General features: G+C 41.8%; 21 protein-coding genes and 4 tRNA genes. 4 read left to right on the forward strand and 21 right to left on the reverse strand.

All coding sequences use genetic code 11. The features are described 5' to 3' along the window. Positions 1 to 62 precede the first annotated feature (62 nt). The 12 genes from nth to NH153_RS19720 all read right to left on the reverse strand — a co-directional run bounded on the left by nth (position 63) and on the right by NH153_RS19720 (position 9,681). Positions 63 to 695, reverse strand: coding sequence for an endonuclease III (nth, locus tag NH153_RS19665; protein WP_054553695.1), 633 nt, complete (start codon positions 693 to 695; stop codon positions 63 to 65). Between the two features lie 38 nt (positions 696 to 733). Continuing rightward, positions 734 to 1,432, reverse strand: coding sequence for an electron transport complex subunit E (locus NH153_RS19670; protein WP_063707035.1), 699 nt, complete (start codon positions 1,430 to 1,432; stop codon positions 734 to 736). After that, positions 1,432 to 2,067 (reverse strand): electron transport complex subunit RsxG, encoded by a 636-nt coding sequence (gene rsxG, locus NH153_RS19675; RefSeq protein WP_063707037.1) that lies wholly within the window; start codon positions 2,065 to 2,067, stop codon positions 1,432 to 1,434. Before rsxG ends, NH153_RS19670 begins: the two co-directional genes overlap by 1 nt. Then, complete coding sequence (gene rsxD / locus NH153_RS19680) at positions 2,067 to 3,122, reverse strand: electron transport complex subunit RsxD (protein ID WP_063707040.1); 1,056 nt, start codon at positions 3,120 to 3,122, stop codon at positions 2,067 to 2,069. The genes rsxG and rsxD overlap by 1 nt, the downstream gene beginning before the upstream one ends. Next, on the reverse strand, positions 3,119 to 5,593 hold the full coding sequence (gene rsxC, locus NH153_RS19685; RefSeq protein ID WP_063707042.1) for an electron transport complex subunit RsxC: 2,475 nt from the start codon (positions 5,591 to 5,593) through the stop codon (positions 3,119 to 3,121). Before rsxC ends, rsxD begins: the two co-directional genes overlap by 4 nt. Before the next feature lie 8 nt (positions 5,594 to 5,601). Then, positions 5,602 to 6,156, reverse strand: coding sequence for an electron transport complex subunit RsxB (rsxB, locus tag NH153_RS19690; protein ID WP_063707044.1), 555 nt, complete (start codon positions 6,154 to 6,156; stop codon positions 5,602 to 5,604). Position 6,157: 1 nt separating this feature from the next. Continuing rightward, positions 6,158 to 6,739, reverse strand: coding sequence for an electron transport complex subunit RsxA (rsxA, locus tag NH153_RS19695; protein ID WP_063707046.1), 582 nt, complete (start codon positions 6,737 to 6,739; stop codon positions 6,158 to 6,160). 439 nt (positions 6,740 to 7,178) lie between these two features. Beyond that, positions 7,179 to 9,122, reverse strand: coding sequence for an EAL domain-containing protein (locus NH153_RS19700; protein WP_063707050.1), 1,944 nt, complete (start codon positions 9,120 to 9,122; stop codon positions 7,179 to 7,181). A gap of 182 nt (positions 9,123 to 9,304) precedes the next feature. Then, positions 9,305 to 9,381, reverse strand: a tRNA-Asn gene (locus NH153_RS19705). A gap of 29 nt (positions 9,382 to 9,410) precedes the next feature. Beyond that, a tRNA-Asn gene (locus NH153_RS19710) sits at positions 9,411 to 9,487 on the reverse strand. 19 nt (positions 9,488 to 9,506) lie between these two features. Then, positions 9,507 to 9,583 (reverse strand) — tRNA-Asn (locus NH153_RS19715). 21 nt (positions 9,584 to 9,604) lie between these two features. Next, positions 9,605 to 9,681: transfer RNA gene (locus NH153_RS19720), tRNA-Asn, on the reverse strand. 1,063 nt (positions 9,682 to 10,744) lie between these two features. On the opposite strand from NH153_RS19720, the gene NH153_RS19725 reads away from it, so the two are divergent. The 4 genes from NH153_RS19725 to NH153_RS19740 are packed head-to-tail and all read left to right on the forward strand — an operon-like array spanning position 10,745 to position 15,706. Continuing rightward, a complete protein-coding gene (locus tag NH153_RS19725; protein ID WP_063707052.1) occupies positions 10,745 to 12,124 on the forward strand; it encodes an MATE family efflux transporter in 1,380 nt (459 codons plus the stop codon). Further along, complete coding sequence (uvrB, locus tag NH153_RS19730) at positions 12,121 to 14,115, forward strand: excinuclease ABC subunit UvrB (RefSeq protein WP_063707054.1); 1,995 nt, start codon at positions 12,121 to 12,123, stop codon at positions 14,113 to 14,115. Before NH153_RS19725 ends, uvrB begins: the two co-directional genes overlap by 4 nt. 5 nt (positions 14,116 to 14,120) lie before the next feature. Then, positions 14,121 to 15,050 (forward strand): class I SAM-dependent methyltransferase, encoded by a 930-nt coding sequence (locus tag NH153_RS19735; protein WP_063707221.1) that lies wholly within the window; start codon positions 14,121 to 14,123, stop codon positions 15,048 to 15,050. Then, entirely contained in the window at positions 15,050 to 15,706 is a 657-nt protein-coding gene (locus NH153_RS19740) for a tRNA (adenine(22)-N(1))-methyltransferase (protein WP_063707056.1), read from the forward strand. The genes NH153_RS19735 and NH153_RS19740 overlap by 1 nt, the downstream gene beginning before the upstream one ends. Positions 15,707 to 15,721: 15 nt before the next feature. Here the strand turns inward: NH153_RS19740 and NH153_RS19745 are convergent, their stop codons facing one another. The 9 genes from NH153_RS19745 to NH153_RS19780 all read right to left on the reverse strand — a co-directional run bounded on the left by NH153_RS19745 (position 15,722) and on the right by NH153_RS19780 (position 23,782). Further along, complete coding sequence (locus NH153_RS19745; protein WP_058583760.1) at positions 15,722 to 15,964, reverse strand: hypothetical protein; 243 nt, start codon at positions 15,962 to 15,964, stop codon at positions 15,722 to 15,724. Positions 15,965 to 16,196: 232 nt separating this feature from the next. Further along, positions 16,197 to 17,084 (reverse strand): DMT family transporter, encoded by an 888-nt coding sequence (locus tag NH153_RS19750; protein ID WP_063707058.1) that lies wholly within the window; start codon positions 17,082 to 17,084, stop codon positions 16,197 to 16,199. 72 nt (positions 17,085 to 17,156) lie between these two features. Then, positions 17,157 to 17,315 carry a YbaM family protein gene (locus NH153_RS21685; protein WP_082874113.1) on the reverse strand — a complete coding sequence of 53 codons (159 nt, stop codon included), beginning with the start codon at positions 17,313 to 17,315 and terminating at the stop codon, positions 17,157 to 17,159. Beyond that, a complete protein-coding gene (locus NH153_RS19755; protein ID WP_063707060.1) occupies positions 17,312 to 17,584 on the reverse strand; it encodes a late competence development ComFB family protein in 273 nt (90 codons plus the stop codon). Before NH153_RS19755 ends, NH153_RS21685 begins: the two co-directional genes overlap by 4 nt. 46 nt (positions 17,585 to 17,630) lie before the next feature. Then, on the reverse strand, positions 17,631 to 18,524 hold the full coding sequence (locus NH153_RS19760) for a histone deacetylase family protein (protein ID WP_205630238.1): 894 nt from the start codon (positions 18,522 to 18,524) through the stop codon (positions 17,631 to 17,633). Continuing rightward, positions 18,521 to 19,129 (reverse strand): primosomal replication protein, encoded by a 609-nt coding sequence (locus NH153_RS19765; RefSeq protein ID WP_063707067.1) that lies wholly within the window; start codon positions 19,127 to 19,129, stop codon positions 18,521 to 18,523. The genes NH153_RS19760 and NH153_RS19765 overlap by 4 nt, the downstream gene beginning before the upstream one ends. Continuing rightward, a complete protein-coding gene (locus tag NH153_RS19770) occupies positions 19,130 to 19,906 on the reverse strand; it encodes a TSUP family transporter (RefSeq protein WP_063707070.1) in 777 nt (258 codons plus the stop codon). After that, positions 19,906 to 21,981, reverse strand: coding sequence for an ATP-dependent DNA helicase DinG (dinG, locus tag NH153_RS19775; RefSeq protein ID WP_063707072.1), 2,076 nt, complete (start codon positions 21,979 to 21,981; stop codon positions 19,906 to 19,908). The genes NH153_RS19770 and dinG overlap by 1 nt, the downstream gene beginning before the upstream one ends. Before the next feature lie 85 nt (positions 21,982 to 22,066). Then, entirely contained in the window at positions 22,067 to 23,782 is a 1,716-nt protein-coding gene (locus NH153_RS19780; protein ID WP_063707075.1) for a tetratricopeptide repeat-containing sulfotransferase family protein, read from the reverse strand. Positions 23,783 to 23,830 lie beyond the last annotated feature (48 nt).

Raw genomic sequence — 23,830 nt, forward strand, 5'->3', positions numbered from 1 at the left:
ATTTAGAAAATGAGATTATGGTGTGATGGGGGAAGGTGAAGAGCATCACCTTTAGATTTTAACTACTCAGTCTTTTCCTTAAACTCACATAAGTCTTCGATAATACAACTGCCGCATTTAGGTTTACGAGCAGTACACACATAGCGGCCATGCAGGATTAACCAGTGGTGTACATCGACCTTAAACTCTTTAGGTACCACTTTTTCTAATTTTTGTTCTACAGCCACCACATCTTTACCCATAGCAAACTTAGTGCGGTTAGATACGCGGAAAATATGCGTATCAACAGCAATAGTCGGCCAGCCAAAGGCACAGTTTAAAACAACATTTGCAGTCTTTCTGCCAACACCGGGTAATGCTTCAAGTGCTTCACGATTTTCTGGTACTTCTGAGTTATGTTTATTGACCAGAATCTCACACATTTTATAGACATTGTTGGCTTTAGAATTAAACAAACCAATGGTCTTGATGTAATCGCGAAGGCCTTCAAGGCCTAAATCAAGAATCGCTTGAGGCGTGTTAGCAACAGGGAATAACTTACGGGTTGCCTTATTAACACCCACATCTGTTGCCTGTGCTGATAAGGTAACCGCAACTAGTAACTCAAACGGGCTTGAGTATTCAAGCTCTGTTTCTGGGTGCGGGTTTTGCTCACGTAGACGAGATAAGATCTCATAGCGTTTTTCTTTATTCATGGTGGCGTAAAGCACGCAGTGACGGTGCGTGCTCTCCTTTAAGTTAAACTTGTTACTCGGGCTCTTGGGCCTTTTTCTACTTCTGGAGTAACAATTTGCTTAGATTTTATTTGTGTATCAATGACATTTTTTGCAGCAATCAGTAAACCAAGTCCTAAAAAGGCACCCGGTGGTAAAATTGCCAATAAAAATTGGTTATCAAAACTAAATACTTCAATTCGAAGTGCAGCAGCCCATGGCCCTAATAATAAATCAGCACCATCAAACAGCGTACCTTGACCAATAAGCTCACGCATTGCCCCTAGCACCACTAAAACTAACATAAAGCCAAGTCCCATCATCAGTCCGTCAAAGGCTGAAAGTGGCACGGTATTTTTAGAGGCGAATGCTTCTGCGCGGCCGATAATGGCGCAATTGGTAACAATTAGTGGAATAAAAATCCCCAATGATTGATAAAGCCCAAATGTATAGGCATTCATCATTAGCTGAACTATCGTTACAAAGCCTGCGATGATCATCACAAAAACAGGAATACGAATATCTTTAGGCACCCAGTTACGCACAATCGATACGGTGACGTTAGAACCAACCAGTACTAATAACGTTGCTAAACCTAGGCCTAATGCATTGGTAATCGTAGAAGTAACAGCAAGTAGCGGGCATAAGCCTAATAACTGCACAAGGGCAGGGTTATTAGCCCACATACCATCTTTAAATAAGGTTTTAACTTGGCTCATTACTTGGCTCCTTGACAGGTGTTTGGTGCAGCAAACAGATTATCAAATTCAGCTTGGGCAAACAGCACAGCTTGTTTTACTGAGCCGACAACGGCACGCGGTGTAATGGTTGCACCTGTAAATTGATCAAATTGGCCACCATCTTTTTTAACAGCCCAGCGGCTGTCATCTTCAGAAAGTACACTTTGGCCTTTGAAAAGGGTGATCCAGTCTGATTTTTTGACCTCAACTTTATCGCCAAGGCCCGGTGTTTCTTCGTGCTTAGTGACACGAACACCCGCTATTTCACCATTGGCAAAAACCGCCGTTAATAAGTTGATATCGCCGCTATAACCACTTGGTGTTACATGGCGCATTACTAAAGCATACGGCTTATTATCTTTGTAGGCGCGGTAGATTATTTGCTCTGGACGTGGCCCAAGGCGCTCATCGGTGATCACGACACAATCTTTGTATAGTTGATTGTCATAATGATGGGCATCAAGTACTTGTTGCAGCTGCTCTGCAAGTTGTTGCTTTTCTTGCTCTTCAATACGCTCAGCAGTCAGGCTATGAGTCAGGGCCACAGTGCCTGTGGTAATGAGCGCAAATGCTGTAAGAATAGCGCCGTTTTTAGTCATTGAGGAAAGGATCATTATTTCACCCCATGGCCGTAAGTACGTGGTTTCGTGTAGTAATCAATTAAAGGTACCGCCATATTTAACAGCAATACACTAAATGCCACAGCATCAGGATAACCACCGAAAGTACGAATTAAGTAAACAAGTAGACCAATTAACGCACCGTAAATTAAACGGCCTCTATTCGTTGTTGATGCAGAAACAGGATCGGTAGCAATAAAGAATGCCCCTAACATGGTTGCACCACTGAATAAATGAAATACCACGCCTGGCTCTGTGCCAGGAGCTGCAATATAACCAATACCACTGCACACGGCCAATGAGGCTAAAAAGCTAACAGGGATATGCCAATTAATGATGTTAGCTTTTAATAAATAAAGCCCACCCACTAAAAAGCCGAGGTTAACCCAGCCCCAGCCAAGACCAAACCAGCCATTAAAAAGAGGCTTACTCATGCTCTCAGCCACCGTTAGGTGATGGGCGACATCTGTTTTTACGGTATCAAGCGGTGTTGCCATGGTTGTGCCATCAATCGCTACACGTAATTGATCAACACTAAAACCAGCGCTGGTAAAGCCATTGAAAATAACAGACAGTTGCTGTGAGAAGCTTATCGGAGATGCAAGTAAATCACTAACAGGTAACCAGCTTGTCATTTGCACCGGAAACGATACAAGTAGTAATACATAAGCTGCCATAGCAGGGTTAAATAAATTAAAGCCAAGGCCGCCATAAAGCTGCTTTACAATAACAATTGCAAACATACAGCCAATTACGATAATCCACCAAGGCGCTAAAGGCGGAATACTCAACGCCAGTAATACGCCAGTTAACCACGCACTACCATCACTGAGTGTTGGCCAAACTTTGCGTTTACGAAGTTGTAAAACAGCGGCTTCACAGGCGCTAACTGTAATTAGCGCGAGAACAAGCTGAATTAACACAGCGCTACCAAAGAAGAAAACCTGCGCGATTAAGCCTGGAATACACGCAGCAATCACTGTCATCATTAATCGGCTTAATGATTTATGGCTATGATTATGCGGCGAACTCGCCATGGTTAGTTTCATGACTTATCGTTTCCTTCTTGTTGTAACTTTTTCGCTTTAGCTCTTGCAATGGCACGAGCGACCGCTGCTTTTTTCTTATCTTCGCTAGACTCAGGTTCATCAACCTGCGGTTTTGAATCATCCGTATCGCTTGAATCATCAAGTTGTTCTGATGATTCGTCACTCTGCGCTTGCTCTTTAGCGGCTTTTTTCGCTTTGGCGCGAGCGATAGCGGCAGCAACGGCAGCTTTTTTGTCATCAACTGGCGCGCTATCTTCTTCAGCTTCAGTTTGATTCTCAGCAGCTTGTGCTGCTTTTTTCGCTTTAGCACGGGCGATAGCAGCTGCAACAGCAGCTTTTTTGTCATCAACTGGCGCGCTATCTTCTTCAGCTTCAGTTTGATTCTCAGCAGCTTGTGCTGCTTTTTTCGCTTTAGCACGCGCGATTGCAGCAGCAACAGCAGCTTTTTTGTCATCGACCGGTGCGCTATCTTCTTTAGCTTCAGTTTGATTCTCAGCAGCTTGCGCTGCTTTTTTCGCTTTAGCACGCGCGATAGCAGCTGCAACAGCGGCTTTTTTGTCATCTACCGGTGCGCTATCTGCTTCAGCTACAGTTTGACTCTCAGCAGCTTGTGCTGCTTTTTTCGCTTTAGCACGGGCGATAGCCGCGGCAACAGCGGCTTTTTTGTCATCAACTGGTGCTGCTTCTTCAGCTTCAGCTTGACTCTCAGTAGCCTGTGCCGCTTTTTTCGCTTTAGCACGGGCAATAGCGGCAGCAACCGCAGACTTTTTATCGTCTTTATCGACGCTTTCTTCACCTTGCTCTAATGCTTTCTGTTCTTTGTATTTACGCGCCTGTTCTTTACGCGCTGCACGTTCTTTAGCTACTTCAGAGTTATCAGGCTCAAGCTCTGCACCTTGCTTTTTCGCTTTTGCACGGGCAATAGCTGCGGCTACGGCTGATTTGCTGTCTGTATCATCAGATTTAGCTTTAACTCGGGCGAGTGCATCGGCCACTTTTTGTTTTTCGTCATCTGACTTAGCAGCCGGCTTACGTTTGTGGCGGTTTTGACGCTCTTCTTGTTCGCGCTCTAAACGCTCTTTACGCGCTTCAAAACGCTCTTTTGCTCGCTCTGCTTTGATTTGCTCTGCTTGCTGCTCTTTAATTTCGGCTTTGGCAACGCGATAGTACTGTACCAAGGGGATTTCACTTGGGCATACATAAGCACAGGCACCGCATTCAATACAATCGAATAAGTTGTGCTCGTTGAGTTTGTCGTATTCTTTTGACTTAGCGAACCATTGTAATTGCTGAGGTAACAATGAAGCAGGGCAGGCGTCAGCACAGGCGCTACAACGAATACAGGCTTTTTCATCACCCGGCTCAGCAAGTTCTTGGTGATCTGGCGCTAAAATACAGTTCGTTGTTTTAACCACACCAATGCGCACGGTAGGTAGAGTAAAGCCCATCATTGGACCGCCCATGACCACACGTTGTTGTGGAGCCGGTGAAAAGCCTTGGCAGTCTAATAAATGTTTAATTTCGGTGCCTAGTAAAGCCCACACATTACCTTGTTTGTGAATGGTGTTACCGGTTACCGTTACTACACGCTCTATAAGAGGTTTACCTTCATATACGGCTTGATTTACCGCAAACAAGGTACCGACATTTTGCACCAGCATACCAATATCGGCAGGAATACTGCCACTTGGGACTTCTTTGCCCGTTAGCAGTTTAATTAGCTGTTTTTCACCGCCAGAAGGGTAAATCGTTGGTACTGTTTGCACTATGATGCTGTCGTTATGTTGTGCAGCTTGTTTCATGGCTGCAATGGCATCGGGTTTATTATCTTCAATACCAATAATTGTCAGCTGTGGACTTAACAGCTGCTGCATTAATTCAATACCGGCAACTATGCCATCGGCATGTTCGCGCATTAGCATGTCATCAGCGGTAATATAAGGCTCACACTCAACGGCATTAACAATTAAAAACTCAATGGCTTTACGTGTATCTGCTTTTACATAGGTTGGGAAACCTGCGCCGCCCATACCGGCAATACCGCTTTGATGAATAACATCAACAAGTTCATCATGCGACAGTGCTTTGGCATCAGTCACAGGGTTAAGCTCGCACCAGTTATCCTCACCATCGGGTTCAATAATAACGCTAAGCTCAGGCAACGCTGATGGATGAGCTGACGGCATTGGACAAATATCGCTGATCAGCCCAGATGTTGGCGCGTGCACAGGCACAGACCAATTGCCGCTTGGTTTAGTTAATGCTTGACCTTTAAGAACCTGCTGGCCTTTTTCAACAATCAGCTTACCGTTAGCACCAATGTGTTGTTTTAGTGATACAACAAGTTTGTCTGGTAGCGGCAGTCTTGCAATGGCTTGCGTTGTTGATTGTTGTTTTTGACCCGGTGGGTGAATACCACCAGGAAATGGCCACACTTTACCTTGTTTAATTTGATCTATTAGCTTTTCCATCTGTGCTCCTAATCTACCTGAGTCACAGGGATTGCGTTTAATTGCCATTTCCAGGTTTGTTTGGTTTCTTTAACAGGCAGCATATCAATACAGTCTACAGGGCATGGTTCAACACATAAGTCACAACCGGTACATTCATCGATTAATACAGTGTGCATTTGGCGGGTTGCGCCGACAATGGCATCAACAGGGCAGGCTTGAATACATTTGGTACAGCCAATACATTCATCTTCTCGAATATAGGCAACTGTTTTAATTGGCTCTGCTTGCTCACCGCCAGCCAGCGGTTTTGCCTCAACACCCATTAAATCAGCGAGTTTTTTTACCGTGGCTTCGCCGCCTGGTGGGCACTTATTGATTTCGTCACCATTGGCAATCGCTTCTGCATAGGGACGACAACCAGGGTAACCACATTGGCCACATTGTGTTTGCGGTAAAATGGTATCAATTTGGTCAACAATAGGGTTGCTCTCAACGCGAAAACGCACGGCAGCAAAACCTAAAATTAAACCAAATATAAGCGCTAATGAACCTAACGCTATCAAAGCATAAAACAAGGTCATATTAAAACTTCACTAATCCTGTAAAACCCATAAAGGCCATCGACATAAGGCCTGCGGTGATCATCGCAATTGAAGCACCCTTAAAAGGAGCAGGGACATCAGCCGCGGCTAAGCGCTCACGTAATGCGGCAAACAGTATTAACACCATAGAGAAGCCGACAGCGGCACCAAAGCCGTATACAGCAGATTGTAAAAATGAGTGGTCTTCTTTGATATTAAGTAGGGCAACACCTAATACCGCACAGTTGGTGGTGATAAGCGGTAAGAAAATCCCTAATAAGCGATAAAGTGTCGGGCTGGTTTTTCTCACCACCATTTCGGTAAATTGCACGACAACAGCAATCACTAAAATAAAGCTCATGGTACGTAAAAACGCGATATCCAGCGGGATCAAAATATAATGATTCACCAGATAACTGGTCACGGAGGCAAGTGTAAGTACAAAGGTTGTGGCTAAAGACATACCAATCGCGGTATCTAACTTACCCGATACACCCATAAAAGGGCATAAACCTAAGAATTGAACTAAAACGAAGTTGTTGACTAGCACAGTGCCAATCAATAACAAGACATACTCTGTCATGCGTGCCTCACGAGAATAAAAACGGCTCTATTATCCTTTTTTATGGGGGCTGACACAACACATGAGGGACGAATAGCTAAAATTAACAAAGCTGTTTACGATTAAAGTGTTAAAGCAAAGTTAATATACCCAAACCACCTCAAGATGCGAGTTTCAGTTGGAATTAAAAGCGATTTAGGCAAGGCATTGATTGCAAATAATAGTGGTTCTATTGTTAAAATCAATAACGCAGTATAAATCGCTTTTAAACCAACCCTTTGGGCGTTTCACAGGCACTTACTCTCATCGTTGTTACTTCTTAAAAGGGACTACCATTGTTGCAAAGTAACGCCTTGATATTAAGCACCTGTGAAACGCTGAATTCTGCATCTTGAGGTGGCTTGGGTATAGCTGGAATAGGCCCAAAAACAGTAAGGTTTTTTGGGCCTTTAAGAGGGGGCTAAATGTCTTTTGGCTTTTCGATGTAATAACCTTGCACACCATCAAGACACAGTGTTTCGATAATATGCTTTTCTTCTTGGCTTTCGACACCTTCAGCGAATACACTCACACCAATGCGGTGAGCTAAATCCACCATTAAGCGCATGAAGTATTGGTTATTTTTATCTTCTTCAAGGCCGCGAGTATAGCTTGCGTCCATTTTGATAAAGTCTGGTTTTAAGTCTCTAAAGAATTTAAATGACGTTAATCCCACACCAAAACGTTCTACAGTGATGCGTGCACCAACACGGTGAACCATATCGATAAAGCGCTTACTTGCTTTAATGTTTTGTTGTAAACCAAACTCACTGACTTCAAATACCAGTTTTGAGGCAATATTGCTGTCTTTTAAAAGTCGACGTTCTAGCCAGATCACAAATTGATCATTGTGAGCACTTGAAGCTGTAACATTAATACCGAAGAATTTTTCAGAGAAGTTACGCGTTTTGACCTTTTCCAGAGTGCTATCGATAATTAAGCGGTCAATTTCCATTGCCATTTCTAATTTTTCAGCCATAGCCAGGAAAGAGGCGGTCGGTAGCATTTGGTTTTCTGCGCTTTTAAAACGCACTTGGATCTCAGCATAAGCTTTAACACTTTTACCTATCGGCATAATGTTTTGCATCACTAAGTGTACACGTTTTGATTCTATTACTTCGTTAATCACTTTGCGCCAGTTTTGATTACCAAAACCAGCACTGGCATTATTAACTAAGTCAGTTTCACGCTGTACATGCCATGCGTTCGCTTGTTTTGATTGCGCCATGCTCATTGCGTTATCAACAATCGATAACAATTCACCAAGCGGCTTACCTTTTTCGTAACCGACAATACCCGTATTGGCTACTGAGCTTAATTCTTGGTTTTGCTGATACTGTGTAAAGCGTGATTGTAAGTTGTCACCGAAACGCTCTGCTTCTTTAAGTGGGGTATTTGGCAATACCACTGCAAAATCTGAGCTATTTAAACGAAAAACCTGACTGCCAGTGTATGTGCCACTGATATGTTTAATAATATCGGCCACACCTTTTACGTATTCATCACCTTTTTGGTAACCACGGGTTTGGTTTATGGTTTGCAATTCGCTACAACGCACCATGGCAAGTGACCCAAAGGTACTTTTTTCTGCGTTTTCAATATTCTTCTCGTAGTACTCAACAAACATATTACGGTTGCCAAGGTTTGTGACTACATCTTTATACGCTTCTTTTTTAATGCTTAGCGCATTGTTTTGAATATCATCATGTTTAGTTTGTAAGAAATGCGATAGACGATTGAAAGAAGGAATTAAATCTTTGCTTAGTTTTTTTAGACGCGTGGTGTCCATTGCTTGTTCAAGGTCGCCATTAACTTGATTTTGGTTAATGTAAATGTCAACGATATCCGAAATCGTGGTGCTAATTTTACGATTAAGGCGGCGAAACATGCTCTTCATATAAATAATAGGAAGTAGGGCGATAAGGCCTGAAATCAAAATGACAATGAATAAAGACTCTTGTAAGAGGCTAGCAAGATTATGCGCATTAATCGTGAATTCGACTTTAATGTCGGATGTTTGGTTTACGGCAAACTGAGGACGAATTGAATTAAAACTATTATTAACTATTTCTGCAAACAAGGGCAGGGACTGGCTTGATTCAACCATGCCTACCACTTGACCCGATTGATCACGGATCACAAGCTTAGAAAAGGTACTGCCATCGGCAAATGCTTTTTGAATTTTCTCTGGTGCAAGTTGTTCAATTGTTTGCGTATTTATATATGCGTTTACGACACGCTGTGCTTTTTGCTGAGCATCACTGACTGCGCTATCAAAGCTTAGTGTAATAAAGTAACCGCCCAAAAGTGCAAACAGCAACCAAGATATAAGTTGTATGAAAATTAGTTTTTTAAAGCCAGCCATGTTCTTATCTTTTAAAAGCCTAAAGGAAGGAATCAATTCCTTGATTGATTGCTTTAAGTATAGTCGTTGTATTCTAAAGCATAATACAGAATAAACTAAAATTAGGTTAGATTATAAGTGCTTTAAAGTCTAATACAATCGACGAATAGTAGTAGATAAAAAGTTTAATGGATTCGTGGAGTTGGCTCCCCCTCCCCGACTCGAACGGGGGACCTGCGGATTAACAGTCCGTCGCTCTAACCAACTGAGCTAAGGGGGAACTAAATAGAGTAGTGTGGTGCTATGATTTGGCTCCCCCTCCCCGACTCGAACGGGGGACCTGCGGATTAACAGTCCGTCGCTCTAACCAACTGAGCTAAGGGGGAACAATCATATTCATAAACTTGGCTCCCCCTCCCCGACTCGAACGGGGGACCTGCGGATTAACAGTCCGTCGCTCTAACCAACTGAGCTAAGGGGGAAACGTTTATGATTGAAAAACTTGGCTCCCCCTCCCCGACTCGAACGGGGGACCTGCGGATTAACAGTCCGTCGCTCTAACCAACTGAGCTAAGGGGGAAGCGTCATGCCTTTCAACGGGGCGAAATATTAATGACAGCATTGCAAAGTGTCAACATAAAAACTTCATAAATTCAAAAAAGAAGCTTATTCGATGTTTTTATGTTCGATCTGAGCAAAATGTAGCTGAAAAGCTCAACATTTTTTGCTTAGCAGCGGGGGATCTATGTCGAAAGCTTGGCTTTTTTGCATGCTTTTTGAGCAGCGGTACGTTTTTTAAAAATATAAAAAAGTTTCTTTGCATAGATATTCTTTACCAAATCGAGGAAATTACTATTAATGCAATGTTTTTTTCTCATCGTCAAAATCAAATCTAATTCTTTTTATTAGGGATCAACAGTCGCCGTTTTTTTCGAACAATTGACTTTATTGGGCATGCAAAAGTCCGTGTAATTTTTTAGGAAAAGTGAAATATACCCTTCACGGCATTGCTGGAATTTTATTTTTAATAATTTATATCAATGGGTTAGTATCCTAAGCCGTTCTAATCTTTTCTTGTCATAGTTAACTTTGCATAGCGGTAGAACAATTTTTGCGCGTTCTTTTCGAGAAACTTATAAAAGGGTTAAAACAACAGGCTTTGGTATTCTTTGTATTAAGTGATAAACACCCGCCTTAAAAGCCTTTATATTTGCGGCTTCTAGAGAGTTATCCACGGTTTCTGTGGATAACTCTGTTTATTAAACTTTAAGAACAGCTATGGTGCTAGGATTTTCGAGGGCTACAGCAATTTCAAGTATTTAATTCATTTTTTTTAATTAATTAAAAATCAAAGGGTTATTGTTTTTATCTGAAGCCTTGCTGAATTGATGAGTAAATTTATTCGTGACGATGAAATGGCGCTATTTATTGTGTAAAAAAACAGCGATAGCTGCCTTTTAATTGTAACAAAGCTATTAAACTTGTTTTTATATTGTTTTTTATAGGGGTTGGCCGTTATTTTTATGTCAAAGCGTCAAAAGTAATAGTTTTGTGTATGAATTTTGATTCTGTTAATAAAGCATAGCTTGCAAGGGAAGGATGCTTTAAACTTACAGGTTCAGAAAAAGAGGCAAAGTATTCCCATGAGCGTGAAACCGCAGAGCAAAACTAAACCTGATCTTTTAAACTCACCCATTCTGCCAACCTTGAAAAAAATGACCATTCCTATGATCTTCGGAATGATCACTCTGATGATGTTTAATTTGGTTGATACCTTCTTCATTAGTTTATTAGGCACCGAACCTCTTGCTGCTGTCAGTTTTACCTTTCCTGTAACCTTTACTGTAATTAGCCTTGCAATCGGCTTAGGGATAGGCACTTCAGCCGTGATAGCCAGAGCTCTCGGTAGCGATAAATTAGATGAAGCACGCTTTGATGCTAGCATGTCGTTACTGGTGTCGGTGGTGATGGTGTTTAGTCTTTCTGTGGTGGGCTATCTATTAATAGAGCCAATCTTTAAGTTATTAGGTGCAGGTGAACAAGTCTTGCCGCTTATCCACGACTATATGAGTGTGTGGTTCTTAGGGAGTGTATTTTTAATTACCCCTATGGTTGGCAACTCAGTGCTCAGAGCCAGTGGTGATACCAAAACACCGAGTATTGTCATGGGGGGAGCGGGGCTCATTAATGCCATCTTAGACCCTATGCTTATTTTTGGATTTGGGCCTATTCCTGCCCTAGGTATTCAAGGTGCTGCGATTGCCAGTGTTATTGCATGGTCAGTTGCGGTGGTTATTATTTTATACATTCTTGCGGTAAAAAATGGCTTATTAAGCCTGCATTCTGGTATGCAAACACCGCTTAGTTCGATTCGTAAAATTCTTAAAATTGGTTTGCCTGCGGCTGGTGCAAATATGCTGACACCTATTGCCATGGCGGTCATGACAGCATTAGTGGCTAAACATGGTCCTGAAGCGGTTGCGGCGTTTGGTGTAGGTAGTCGCATTGAATCTATCGCAAGCCTTGTGGTGCTTGCGTTATCAATGACCTTACCGCCATTTGTGAGTCAAAACTTTGGGGCAGGTAAGTTTGAACGAGTGAAAGAAGCCTACACAAAAACCCTGAAATTTGTGATGATTTGGCAGTTCGCTATTTATATAGTGTTGCTATTAGCCTCAGGCTTTATTGCTGATGTGTTTGGTAAAGAGCAAGCGGTAATGGATGTGATTAAGTTGTTCATCTATATCTTACCGCTAAGCTATGGCTTACAAGGGGTGATTATTTTATCTAATTCTTCATTTAATGCCCTGCATAAACCAATGAATGCACTGATTTTAAGTGTGGTACGCCTGTTTATTTTTTATGTTCCTTTTGCCTATATAGGCAGTGAATTTGCAGGCTTGAATGGTTTATTTATTGGCGCTGCGATTGGTAACTTATTTACTGCAACCTTGGCTTATAAGTGGTTTATTAAAGAAGTTGATGGATTAAGCGAGTCATATATGAAGGAGTGCCATTCATGAGCGACCATTTCCAACTGGTTTCAAAATTTCAGCCAAATGGCGACCAGCCAACGGCCATTGCACAGTTAAAAGAAGGGTTAGAGGCCGGCCTTGCGCATCAAACATTATTAGGGGCTACGGGGACGGGTAAAACCTTCACCATGGCAAATATCATTAATGATTTGAATCGACCAACCATTATCATGGCACACAACAAAACGCTCGCTGCACAGCTTTATGGTGAGATGAAGGAATTTTTTCCTCATAATGCGGTTGAGTATTTTGTATCTTATTACGATTATTATCAGCCAGAAGCTTATGTTGTAGCCAGCGACACCTTCATTGAAAAAGACGCCTCTATCAATGAACACATTGAGCAAATGCGTTTAAGTGCCACCAAAGCGCTACTTGAACGACGTGATACCATTATTGTGGCATCGGTGTCTGCTATTTATGGTTTGGGCGACCCTGACTCATATATGAAGATGATGCTATTGCTGAAAGTGGGTGAAACCGTTAATCAGCGCGATATGCTGCGTCGTCTTGCTGAGCTGCAATATACACGCAACGATATTGAATTTAGCCGCGGTACTTACCGTGTACGTGGCGAAGTGGTCGATATATTTCCTGCTGAATCGGATACTTACGCAGTTCGTGTCGAGATGTTCGACGATGAAATTGAGCGCTTAAGTATTTTTGACCCGCTTACAGGGGCTGTTGAAAAGCACATTGTACGCGCGACCATTTATCCGAAAACGCACTATGTAACACCCCGTGAAAAAATTCTCGATGCCATTGATAAAATTAAAGATGAGCTTAAAGACCGCCGAGCTCAGTTACTCAGTGCCAACAAGCTTGTAGAAGAGCAACGTATTGCTCAGCGCACCCAATACGATATTGAAATGATGACCGAACTTGGTTATTGCTCAGGCATCGAAAACTACTCGCGTTACTTATCGGGTAGAACACCGGGCGATCCGCCGCCGACATTGCTTGATTACTTACCCGATGATGCATTGATGATTATTGATGAATCACACGTTACTGTGTCGCAAATTGGTGCCATGTATAAAGGCGATAGAAGCCGTAAAGAAAACCTTGTTGAGTATGGCTTTCGTTTGCCATCGGCATTAGATAACCGCCCATTACGCTTTGAAGAATTTGAAGCCATCGCACCGCAAACTATTTATGTGTCGGCAACGCCAGGTGACTTTGAGCTTGAGCGCTCATCAGGTGAGGTTGCAGAGCAGGTCATTCGTCCAACCGGGCTTATTGACCCAGAAATCGAAGTGCGCCCTGTGGGCAGCCAAGTTGATGACTTACTTTCTGAGATCTATAAACGAGTTGAAGTGAACGAGCGGGTACTTGTGACCACTTTAACTAAGCGTATGGCCGAGGATTTAACCGACTATCTCAACGACCATGACGTAAAAGTGCGCTATTTGCACTCAGACATCGACACTGTTGAACGGGTTGAAATTATCCGTGATTTACGTGCTGGTGTGTTTGATGTGTTAGTGGGCATTAACTTATTGCGAGAAGGTCTCGACATGCCAGAAGTGTCACTGGTGGCGATACTTGATGCCGATAAAGAAGGTTTCTTACGTTCGACTCGTTCGCTTATACAAACAATAGGACGTGCCGCTCGTCACTTAAATGGTAAAGCAATTCTGTATGGCGACCGCATCACTAATTCAATGCGACAAGCCATTGATGAAACAGACCGCCGCCGTGAAAAACAACAAGCTTATAACCTTGAACATGGTATAGAGCCACAAGCACTGGTGAAAAGCATCACCGACATTATGGATGTCGGCGAAGAAGCAAGTCCTAAAGACAACCTTAAAGTGGTGCGTAAAGAGTCTAAGAAAGTGCTCAGTGCAAAAGATATTGCCAGCCAAATCAAAGCCCTTGAAGCGAAAATGCATGCCTATGCCAGCGATCTTGAATTTGAAAAAGCGGCGTCTGTGCGTGATGAAATTCACGAATTACAACAACAGTTAATTAATTAAAGATGATGACAAACGATTATTCTGCCATTTTAAATGCCTTATCAGAGGCTCCTCTTGCTGCAAATGAACTATGTCGTGTATTTCATGGCCGTGGCCACTCAGTGGCTGAGCTGAGTCACATTAACGTAGACTTTTATCCGCCAGCACTCTTTTTAGTTTCGTACGAAGAAATAGATGATCAGATACTTGCACAGTTAACGGATACCCTGTGGCAATGGGCACAAGAGAATGCCCCAGAGCTTGTGAGTGCATTGGTTTACCAGCAACGCAGCGGTATTAATACCCGTAATACCCTTATGTTTGGTGAATTGCCGCAAGAGCATTTAGTGAGTGAAAATGGCATTAAGTTTAAAGTCGATTTATTGAGTCGCCAAAATACCGGGATTTTCCCTGATATGCGCCGTGGCCGTGAGTTTGTTCAAGCCAATAGTAAAAATGCAAAAGTGCTCAACCTATTTTCATATACATGTGGCTTCTCTGTTGCAGCAATGCAGGGTGGGGCAGACCAAGTTATTAATATGGATATGAATAAAGGTGTGCTGCGCACGGGTAAACAAAATCATCAGCTAAATGGTTTTGAGCAAGGTGTGAGTTATTTCCCGCACGATATTTTAAAATCATTTGGTAAACTAAAAAAATCAGCGCCCTATGAATTGATCATCGTTGATCCACCTAGCTTCCAAAAGGGCAGCTTTATATTGACTAAGGATTATCAAAAAATTCTACGTCGTTTACCTGAGCTGTTGAATGAAAACACCCAGTTATTACTGTGTGCCAATAGCCCTGAGCTTTCAGAGCAGGCGTTTAAAGATCTCATTACCGAGCATACACAAGGTGCAATTAGTTTTGTTGAGCGACTAGCTCCTACTGATGGCTTTGTTGAGGTAGACAGTGATCGCAGCTTAAAAGCGTTAGTTTATAAAACAGCAAACTAATGGCACTGAGTAAACGGCTTTCAGCCATCGTTGATGTGGTTGATTCAGATTATGATGAGATCTGGGATTGTTGCTGCGATCACGGTTTGTTAGGGATTGAGCTTTTACAGCAAGATAAAGCACCGCTTATACATTTTGTCGATATTGTGCCTGAGTTGATGCAGGCACTAAGTGATAAACTCGAACGTTTTGCTACAAGTGAGCAACGCGGTCGTTGGCAGGTACATTGCCAAGATGTGGCAATGATTACACCAGACCCACAAAAACGCCACCTAGTTATTATTGCTGGGGTGGGCGGAGAGTTGTTAGTGCAGTTCTTAGCGAAGATTGTCAGTCAACAGCCAAATACGCATATCGACTTTATTGTTTGCCCGGTGCATCACAGTTATCAAGTTCGCAGCTATTTACAAACACTGCCATTGGGGCTCATCTCTGAGCAGTTGGTGTGTGAAAACAAACGCTTTTATGAAATCATTGCCATGAGTGCGTCATCTTCGCAGCCGATCACGCGAGTCGGGCAGCAAATGTGGCAGCTGACAAGTAAAGAGCACCAAACGTATTTAAAGCAGTTATGTGCTCATTACCAACGCATGTTAAATCAAGACGCCGATTATTATCAGCCTGTGCTTGAACAATACAGGGCAATATTGTCTTAATTAGAGTTAACTTAATTAAAGTTTATTAATCTCTTGTTTTACGTTGTAGCTAGAGTCAGTAACAATGGCTTCGAGGGTTTGCACACGTTCTCTTAGCTCTTGTAGCTCTTTTGTTACTTCGGCTACATGCTCGTTTGCTTCTTTTGAATTTTTTAAAGTCCGTGATTTAAACTCAAGGTGTTTTTTATACATATCATAAATTACCCCAGAGCCAACTGATATCAGCACGATTAACACCACCATGGTAGTACCTGACATACACTTCTCCTTCCATTTTTAGTACCCAATACCAATTCACTATAATACTTAATCATTTTGAGGGATTAAACCTGTCGTTAACTGCGTTAAAAATTTCTCATTTAGAACAACTAAATAACGAAATTTTTGCCTTGTTATCAACGAGGTTTTATTGCCTCAAAATAGACTACTTAATTAAGCGAATTGGTATAATAGAGTATAGATTGTATTTAAAAATGCAATTTGCATTCTGTTACAAGGTGTTTCGTTTTAGAAACGGCTTGATACGAATAAAGCCTGTAACGAGCATGGTACCTGCGATAACACAGAGTGCGCCAACCAAGGTATTGGGACCAATTTGCTCATCTAAAATTAGATTACCCCATACTATGCCAAAAAGTGGAATCAAAAAAGTAACAGTCAGCGCTGAGGTTGGGCCAATGTCATCAATCAAACGAAAGAACAAGATATACGCTATCGCTGTACACAGTACACCGAGTGCGAGTACCCCAAGCATAACCTCGTTACTTGGCATTTCTCTGGCAGGAATAACAAAAATAAGCGGCAGTACCATAATACTCGCCGCCCACATACTGCCATGGGCATTATCAAAAGCTGATAACTTTGGTGCATGTTTGGTGTAATGAGATGCGATGGCATAGCTAAGTGAAGCACACAGTGCTGCAACAATGGCAGTGATGGCTTGGCTGTCGATAGTCAGGCTATTTTGTCCTACCAAAATGGCCACGCCCGTTAAACCTAACAGTAAGCCAAGCAACATACTTTTAGTGGGCTTCGTTTTAGTCCATATAATACCTACGATGGCGCCCCAAATTGGGGTTGTTGAGTTTAATATGGATAAGGTAGATGCATTAATTGTTTGTGCTGCAAAGGCAAACAATAAAAAGGGAATGGCGGAATTAAGCGCGCCAATAATGAAAAAATGCTTTTTGTGGGTCGTGAAAGCCAGTTTCTTGCGTAAGTACAGCGCAAAAATAAACAGTGTTATTGCTGCAAAGCCGACTCTTAACTCAATTAATACTGCAGGGCCTAAGCTATTCGCTGCCATGCGCATAAATAAGAAGGAAGCGCCCCAAATAGCAGCAAGGATGAATAAGCGTAATAAACTTGGCAATGACATGGTTTTACATTCTTAAATTATAAAACCTGAGCATAACAAATTTATGCCCCAATACTCGCCATTTTCGGACTATTAATCAGTTGATTGGGGAAGTTTCTTTTCAAAGTCAGATTTAACGATTTCTAGAGCGGCTAATACGTCTTCGGCAGGTACGTCGTTTTGTTCTAAGAGCATAATGAGATCAACAGCAATCTTGATGTAGTTAGGCGCGCTATCTAACTCATTACTCATTTTTGCAGTTCCTTTTTCTTAGCAACTTGGCTGATCGCTACATCGATGGCCGTTTGCACTTGTTGCTCCATTCTAATACGTTCTGTTTGCGGTAAATAAAATTCCATATCGACATCGTAACGGATGTAACGGGCAGGCAGTTGGTTTAATACGGTGCAGCATAAATCTGCCATAATATCATCACTGTAAGTCGATTCTAAGTTGCGTTTAGTGATGTCTTCGACAACTAATTTTTCATAGTAGTTGTGAATGTCGTCATGCATTTTCATACAAAATAAGCCTAATTAAACAGTCACTTTTAGTGTATACCAAGCTTTAAAATAAATCGACAGCCGCCCTAAAAAGCTGACCATGAACATCAACCAAACGGCTTACATTTCGTTGATAGCCACCGCCCATGGCTGCAAACACTGGGATTTCTGCTTGCTTTGCTTGGCTTAATACAAAATGGTCACGCTGGTACACGCCTTCTAAAGTCACTTGAAAGTGTCCTAATTCGTCATCCGAAGCGATGTCTGCGCCAGCGTTATACAAAATGATGTCTGGCTGGTGGAGTCTAATTGTTAGGGCTAAAGCTTGTTTTACTGTTTCAAGGTATTCAGTATCTGTAGTGCCATGCTCTAAAGCAAAATCGTAGTTTGATTGCTGTTTAATTCGCGTGAAGTTTTGCTGACAATGAATAGAGCAGCTAATGATCTGGGGATGTACTTGTGTAACTTCGGCTGTGCCATCACCTTGGTGAACGTCACAGTCAAAGATTAATACGGTGTCGGCTTGCTCTGTATCAATTAAGTGTGCTGCGGCTATCGCCAAGTCATTGAATATACAAAAACCACTACCATAGCTTGTAAAAGCATGATGATAACCACCACTTAGATTAAAAGCCGCACCCTGTTGCAAAGCAAACTCAGCGCCTTGAATACTCGCGCCAACAGAGTAAAGTGTTCGTTCAACCAATTGAGTGGACCAAGGAAAGCCCATTTTTTTAATTGCTTTGCTATCAAGACTGCCAGTTAAAAAAGCGTCGACATAGTCGGGGTTATGGCACAGAGTAAGCTGCGCTTTAGTGGCTTGTTGTGGGGTAATGAAGTGCTGATCATCAATAAAGTTGCTGACAAGCTGTTTTAACAAGCGATATTTATCAATGGGAAAGCGGTGACGCTTTGGTAAAGCTAACGCTGAATAACTTGGATGATAGTAAAACATTATCTCAGCTGCTGTTTCTCGACCTGTTGAATTTTGTCTTCAGTGGCAGAAATGGCTTTACGACAACGACCAAGTCTTGCATGTAAAGCTAATATTTCTTTATTAATTTCAGTTGCTTGTTGTGAATTTGCTGCGTCGAGCTTAAGCTTTCGCTCTTCGATCATCAAAACTAAGCGGCGTTCAAACTCATGGTTTTGCTTGAGTTCGTCATACAATTCATGAGATGACTGCATGATTTTTTGCACGGCTTGCTTATAAACCTGTGGCTTTACTTTTGGTTTAAAGCTGTATTTATTTTCTTTAGCCCAAACCGGGGTTGATTTGATCACATTAAACACCGCCTCTACCTGAAGGGTAATGCGCTCAAGCGCATATTGATAGGCATGGCGATGCTCAGCTGGCGGCAGGCTGTTAAGCTCATCTTCAATTTCGGTTACATAGTCGGCCAGCTTCATACTTTTTGTGCTAAACACGGCTTTATCAAACAAACTTGGTTGGGCTTGCATGTAGCGATTTTTCGCAAATAAATTACCTTTATCAAATTGCATGGCTAATTGTTTTAGCCGTTCAATTTGTGACCGTAGTTTATCAAAAGCAGTTGATTGCATTTATAAATAAGCCTCATAGATTAACTTTAATGCTAACACTATAACCACAGTGTTAAACACTGGGCGGATCATTTTACCACCAAACTTAATTGCTGAATGTGCACCTAACCATGCACCTAGCATTAAGAAAAAGCCCATTGTGATGCCCAGTAAAAAGTTCACATGACCAAGCGCGACGAAGGTGATCAATGAAATAAAGTTTGAAACAAAATTCATTGAACGGGCAAGGCCACAGTTAAGCAATAAGCTCATTTTATATAATAGGCTATTTGATGCGGTCCAAAAGGTACCAGTACCTGGGCCTGCTAAGCCATCAAAAAAACCAAGTCCGAGACCTTGCAGCCATTGTTTAACTTTAGTTTTACCATCAAGCTCAGGTAACTCGTTATGCTCAATTGTGCTTAAACTGCCAAATAAACTGTAACAAGCGACTAAAATAATCACCACCGGTAGTAATTTATTTAAAAATTCAATACTTAAGTAATCAACCACTAAAGTACCTATGAGTGCACCAATGGCTGTTGCAACAATGGAAGCAGCCCAAAACCGTGGGTTGAACAACTTTTTACGAAAATACGTTACGCTGGCCGTCAATGAACCAAAACTTGCTGCAAGTTTATTGGTCCCTAAGGTGAGGTGGGGCGGTAAGCCTGCGGTTAATAGCGCGGGTACTGTTAACATGCCACCACCGCCTGCAATTGCATCGATAAAGCCCGCTGCTAGTGCGACTGCGCATAATAGTGCCCAGGTTGTTGGGTCTAAAGCTAATTCAAACATTAATAATCAATTTGTCTTTTAAAAGGTGGCAAGGTATCGAGCATGGCTTTGCCATATCGCTTGGTCACTAGTCGGCGATCAAGGATAGTAATGCGACCCTGATCATTTTCTTTGCGCAGCAGTCTACCACAGCTTTGTACTAATTTCTTTGCCGCATCAGGTACGGTTATCGAAAGAAACGGGTTGCCACCTTTACTTTGCACAAACTCAGCCTGAGCTTCTTCTATTGGTGAGGTAGGCACCGCAAATGGAATTTTTGTTATTACCAGGTTTTCTAAGTACTTACCTGGTAAATCAAGACCTTCAGATAAACTTTGAGTGCCAAATAAATAGCTAGCACGGCCTAAATCTACATTGGCTTTATGTTTTTTCAACAGTGTTTCACGAGACATTTCACCTTGCACTAAGATCTCAATTCCTTTGCTACGCAGCGCTTTAACAACATGATCCATTTGCCAATAAGAGGCAAACAACACTAAATTAGCTTTTTTATCATCAAGGAACTTAGGTAATTGCTCAGCCAAGTGGTCGCTAAACGCTTTATCGGTCGGCTCAATATGACTTGCAGGAATATGCAACGTCGCTTGTTTTGGGTAATCAAACGGAGAAGGGACTTTTATGTATTTTACGCCTTCTTCTTTGGCAAGACCGCATTCATAGGCAAAGTGATCAAATGAACCCAATGCAGTTAAGGTGGCTGAACAAAGTACGGCACCCGCACATTGATTCCATAATTTATCTTTTAGGTAATAGCCAACTTCAATAGGGCAATCACTGAGTAAATGGTCGTGATGGTTCTTATATTCCAAGCGTTTTATCCATCGCGCATGGGGAATACCTTCGCCTTTTGTGGCGTAGCTAAACCACAGCTTGTTCAATAACTCTAAGCGATTAATGTACTGACCACTTTCAGCCAAGATTGGATCAGCCACATAAGGTTTTATATCGCCATCACTTACGTCTTGAACTAAGGTGTCATGCATCTTGTTGAGTGCTCTTAGGGCATCAAGGGTGGCATCGCTAATATCTTTTGCTTTGGCATGTAAAGAAGCAGGGATTTCACCATGTTCAAAACGATAGGTGTCATCACTGTTATAATTAAAGTCTGCGTTATCAAGAATATCACGCACCACTTTTAAGTTTTTACCAGCATCATTGATACTGTCACTGAGCTTAAAATTTTGCCCAATCGCTTTTTGACCTACGAGCACATTAGCCATTTTACCAGCAAATTTAACCAGCTTGTCGAGCCAATCTATGGTGCCTTTAATGGTTGCTGCAGCAGAAGAAAAATCGCGGGTGATGTGCGCTAAATGGTGCGCTTCATCGATTACATAAATCGTATCGTCAGGTTCAGGTAGAATTTTACCGCCACCCAAATCAAGATCAGCCAGTAATAGAGAATGGTTGATCACTAGCACATCCATTTGCATCAGACGCTGACGCGCCATATGAAAAGGGCAGAGCTGATGAGCGCGCATTTGTCGTTGGCATGAGTGCTTATCACAGGCAATTAAATTCCACACTTTATCAGGAATAGTATCAGCCCAGCTATCGCGGTCGCCTTGCCATTGCTTTTTTGAATAAGCATCATAAAGTTGCTTTAAGCATTTGGTTTCCATATCTGAAAGCGGCGATGATAGGGTCGGCATAAACTCCATTTGCGTTTGACTGTCGCCATTTACAGCAGCACTGAGTTTTTGTGCGCAGATATAACGCTGTCGACCTTTCACTAAATCAAACTTAATGTCGAGGCCAGAGTGCTCTTTAAAAAAAGGCAGCTCCTTACTAATTAACTGCTCTTGAAGGGCAACGGTTGCCGTCGAAATCACTAATTTCTTTTTCTTGGCCATCGCCAAAGGCAATGCCCCTAGACAATACGCCAGCGACTTGCCGGTGCCGGTGCCTGCTTCAATAACACAAATTCGTTGGCTCTTGTGATATTCGCCAGCCAGCGTTTTTGCAATTTCGGCAACTAAATAGTTCTGGCTGCTTCGAGGGCGGTAATCGGTGAGGTTATCAGCAACATGCTTATGAATTTGCCGAATTGTTTTTTTTAAAGAGTCAGAAAGCATGCCCAGAAAACCTAAAGTATGTATATAATTACAGTAATGAATTTTAGAGATTTAACTGGGCAACTACAAGCGACTTGTTCGATTATTATTTTAGAAGCTTTAACAGGGGCTCGAGGTGAACTTTATAGTTTGACCACTGAGTTAGAGCATCTTTGTAAATCGGTTGCCTTACTTGTTCAGAACTTGGCGTCATTATTGGACGTTGGTGATTATAAAAATTAATACAGTTTTCATGCATCTCTAAATTGCAATGACGTAGTAATTCAGCCACCGTATTGGAAAAATCATTAACCAAGTTTTGATAATCGACTGTATAAATTTCGCCAGCATAGAGCGTGTCCCAGTGTGACATTAAGTCTGTATAATCATTTATGTATTGTGCAAGGGATGTGAAATCGTAGCTATAAGCATGTCCCTCTGAAAAAGAGTGTTTGTATAAACTCCATGCTGTTGCGGCTTTATCTCGCGTAACTTCGAGTATTTTAGCGTTCGGGAATAGGGTTTTTATCAATGCAATATGATGGAAGTTTGTGGGTTGTTTATCGATAAATAGCTTATTTTCTCCGCGTAACGGGGCAATAAAGTTCATGTATCTTGCGGCATAATGTGCTTTATCCTTATCAGAAAGTTCATCAAGCCCATAAGGCATAGCTGAGCGCTTTTTACTCTCGAGCTCGCGCGCAATTGCATTAATTTCAGTTAGTTCATAACTTGCATCAACATCAGGGTGACTTGCTAAAATTTGCTCAACTAAGGTAGAGCCACTACGCGGTAAGCTGACGATAAAAATCAGTTGTACAGAGTCATCAGAGTTATTGTTAGCAACTGGTTTTTCCGTTAGGTGTTTTTTGCAGCGAGAGTAGAAATCGCTAGGCTTGTATGGCGTTAATGACTTTTGTATACGGTTTGCTTTATCTAACATTGCAAATGATAAGCTGAAGTTTCCTTGTTGCTCATACGCTTTTGCAAGCGAAAAGTAGAATTGGGCACTATTTAGGTGTGGTTTAGCAGCTTGTGTGAGCTGCTCTAGGTTACTGATATCTTCGTTGTCAAAAACGTATGTCTTTAAGTTTGCCAAATTCCAATAAGCCTCACCTAGTTTATTATCTAGTTGCAGCGATTGTTTATAGTGATTAATTGCAAGCTCAGTATTACCTTTTATTTTTTCTATGTTGCCAATGCGAAGGTGGCATTGGGCTGGGTAATAATTTGCATCGAGTAACTTGTTATAGATGGCTGAGGCTTGATCAAACTGCATCAATTTTACATGAGCGATCGCTAATAAGCTCTCTATATATAATGTCGGTGAAGGAATCGACGAGCGGTAAAAAGAGATTAGCTCATTAAATTGTTTGGTAGTCAGTAAGGCTTGACAGTAGTTTTCTATAACAGCTTGTTTTTGCGAGTTGTTTTCAAGGTTATGCTTTGATATTGCCAAGTGCGCTTTACTATCACCTACTTTAAAGGCAATGTCAGCTAGCGTTTCAAGTGCTCTATATTCATTAGGTACTAATTGTAATAATTGCTGGATGATTTGCTGTGCTTGCTGAGGGTTTTGATTGTTTAACTGTTGTTTCGCAGTTTCTAGTTGTTTATTAAACCAATAGATCATTTCATACTGTTTTAATGCACTTTGCTGTTGTTCATGCTCTTGAAGTCGTTTGTGAATATCAGCGAGTAAGGCCCAGCCATCATGGTATTCAGGATGTTGATTAAGTATTTCTAGCAACATTGCCTTGGCTTTATCTGGTTCTGTAGCAACGAGTGTTTTTGCGGTATTAATCGCATCAATAGGGCTCATAATTGGCTCTTATAATTTTATGTTGTTAGGGTGTACTATACCCCTTCC

The sequence above is a fragment of the Pseudoalteromonas gelatinilytica genome (genome assembly GCF_001641615.1).
Taxonomy (GTDB): domain Bacteria; phylum Pseudomonadota; class Gammaproteobacteria; order Enterobacterales; family Alteromonadaceae; genus Pseudoalteromonas; species Pseudoalteromonas gelatinilytica.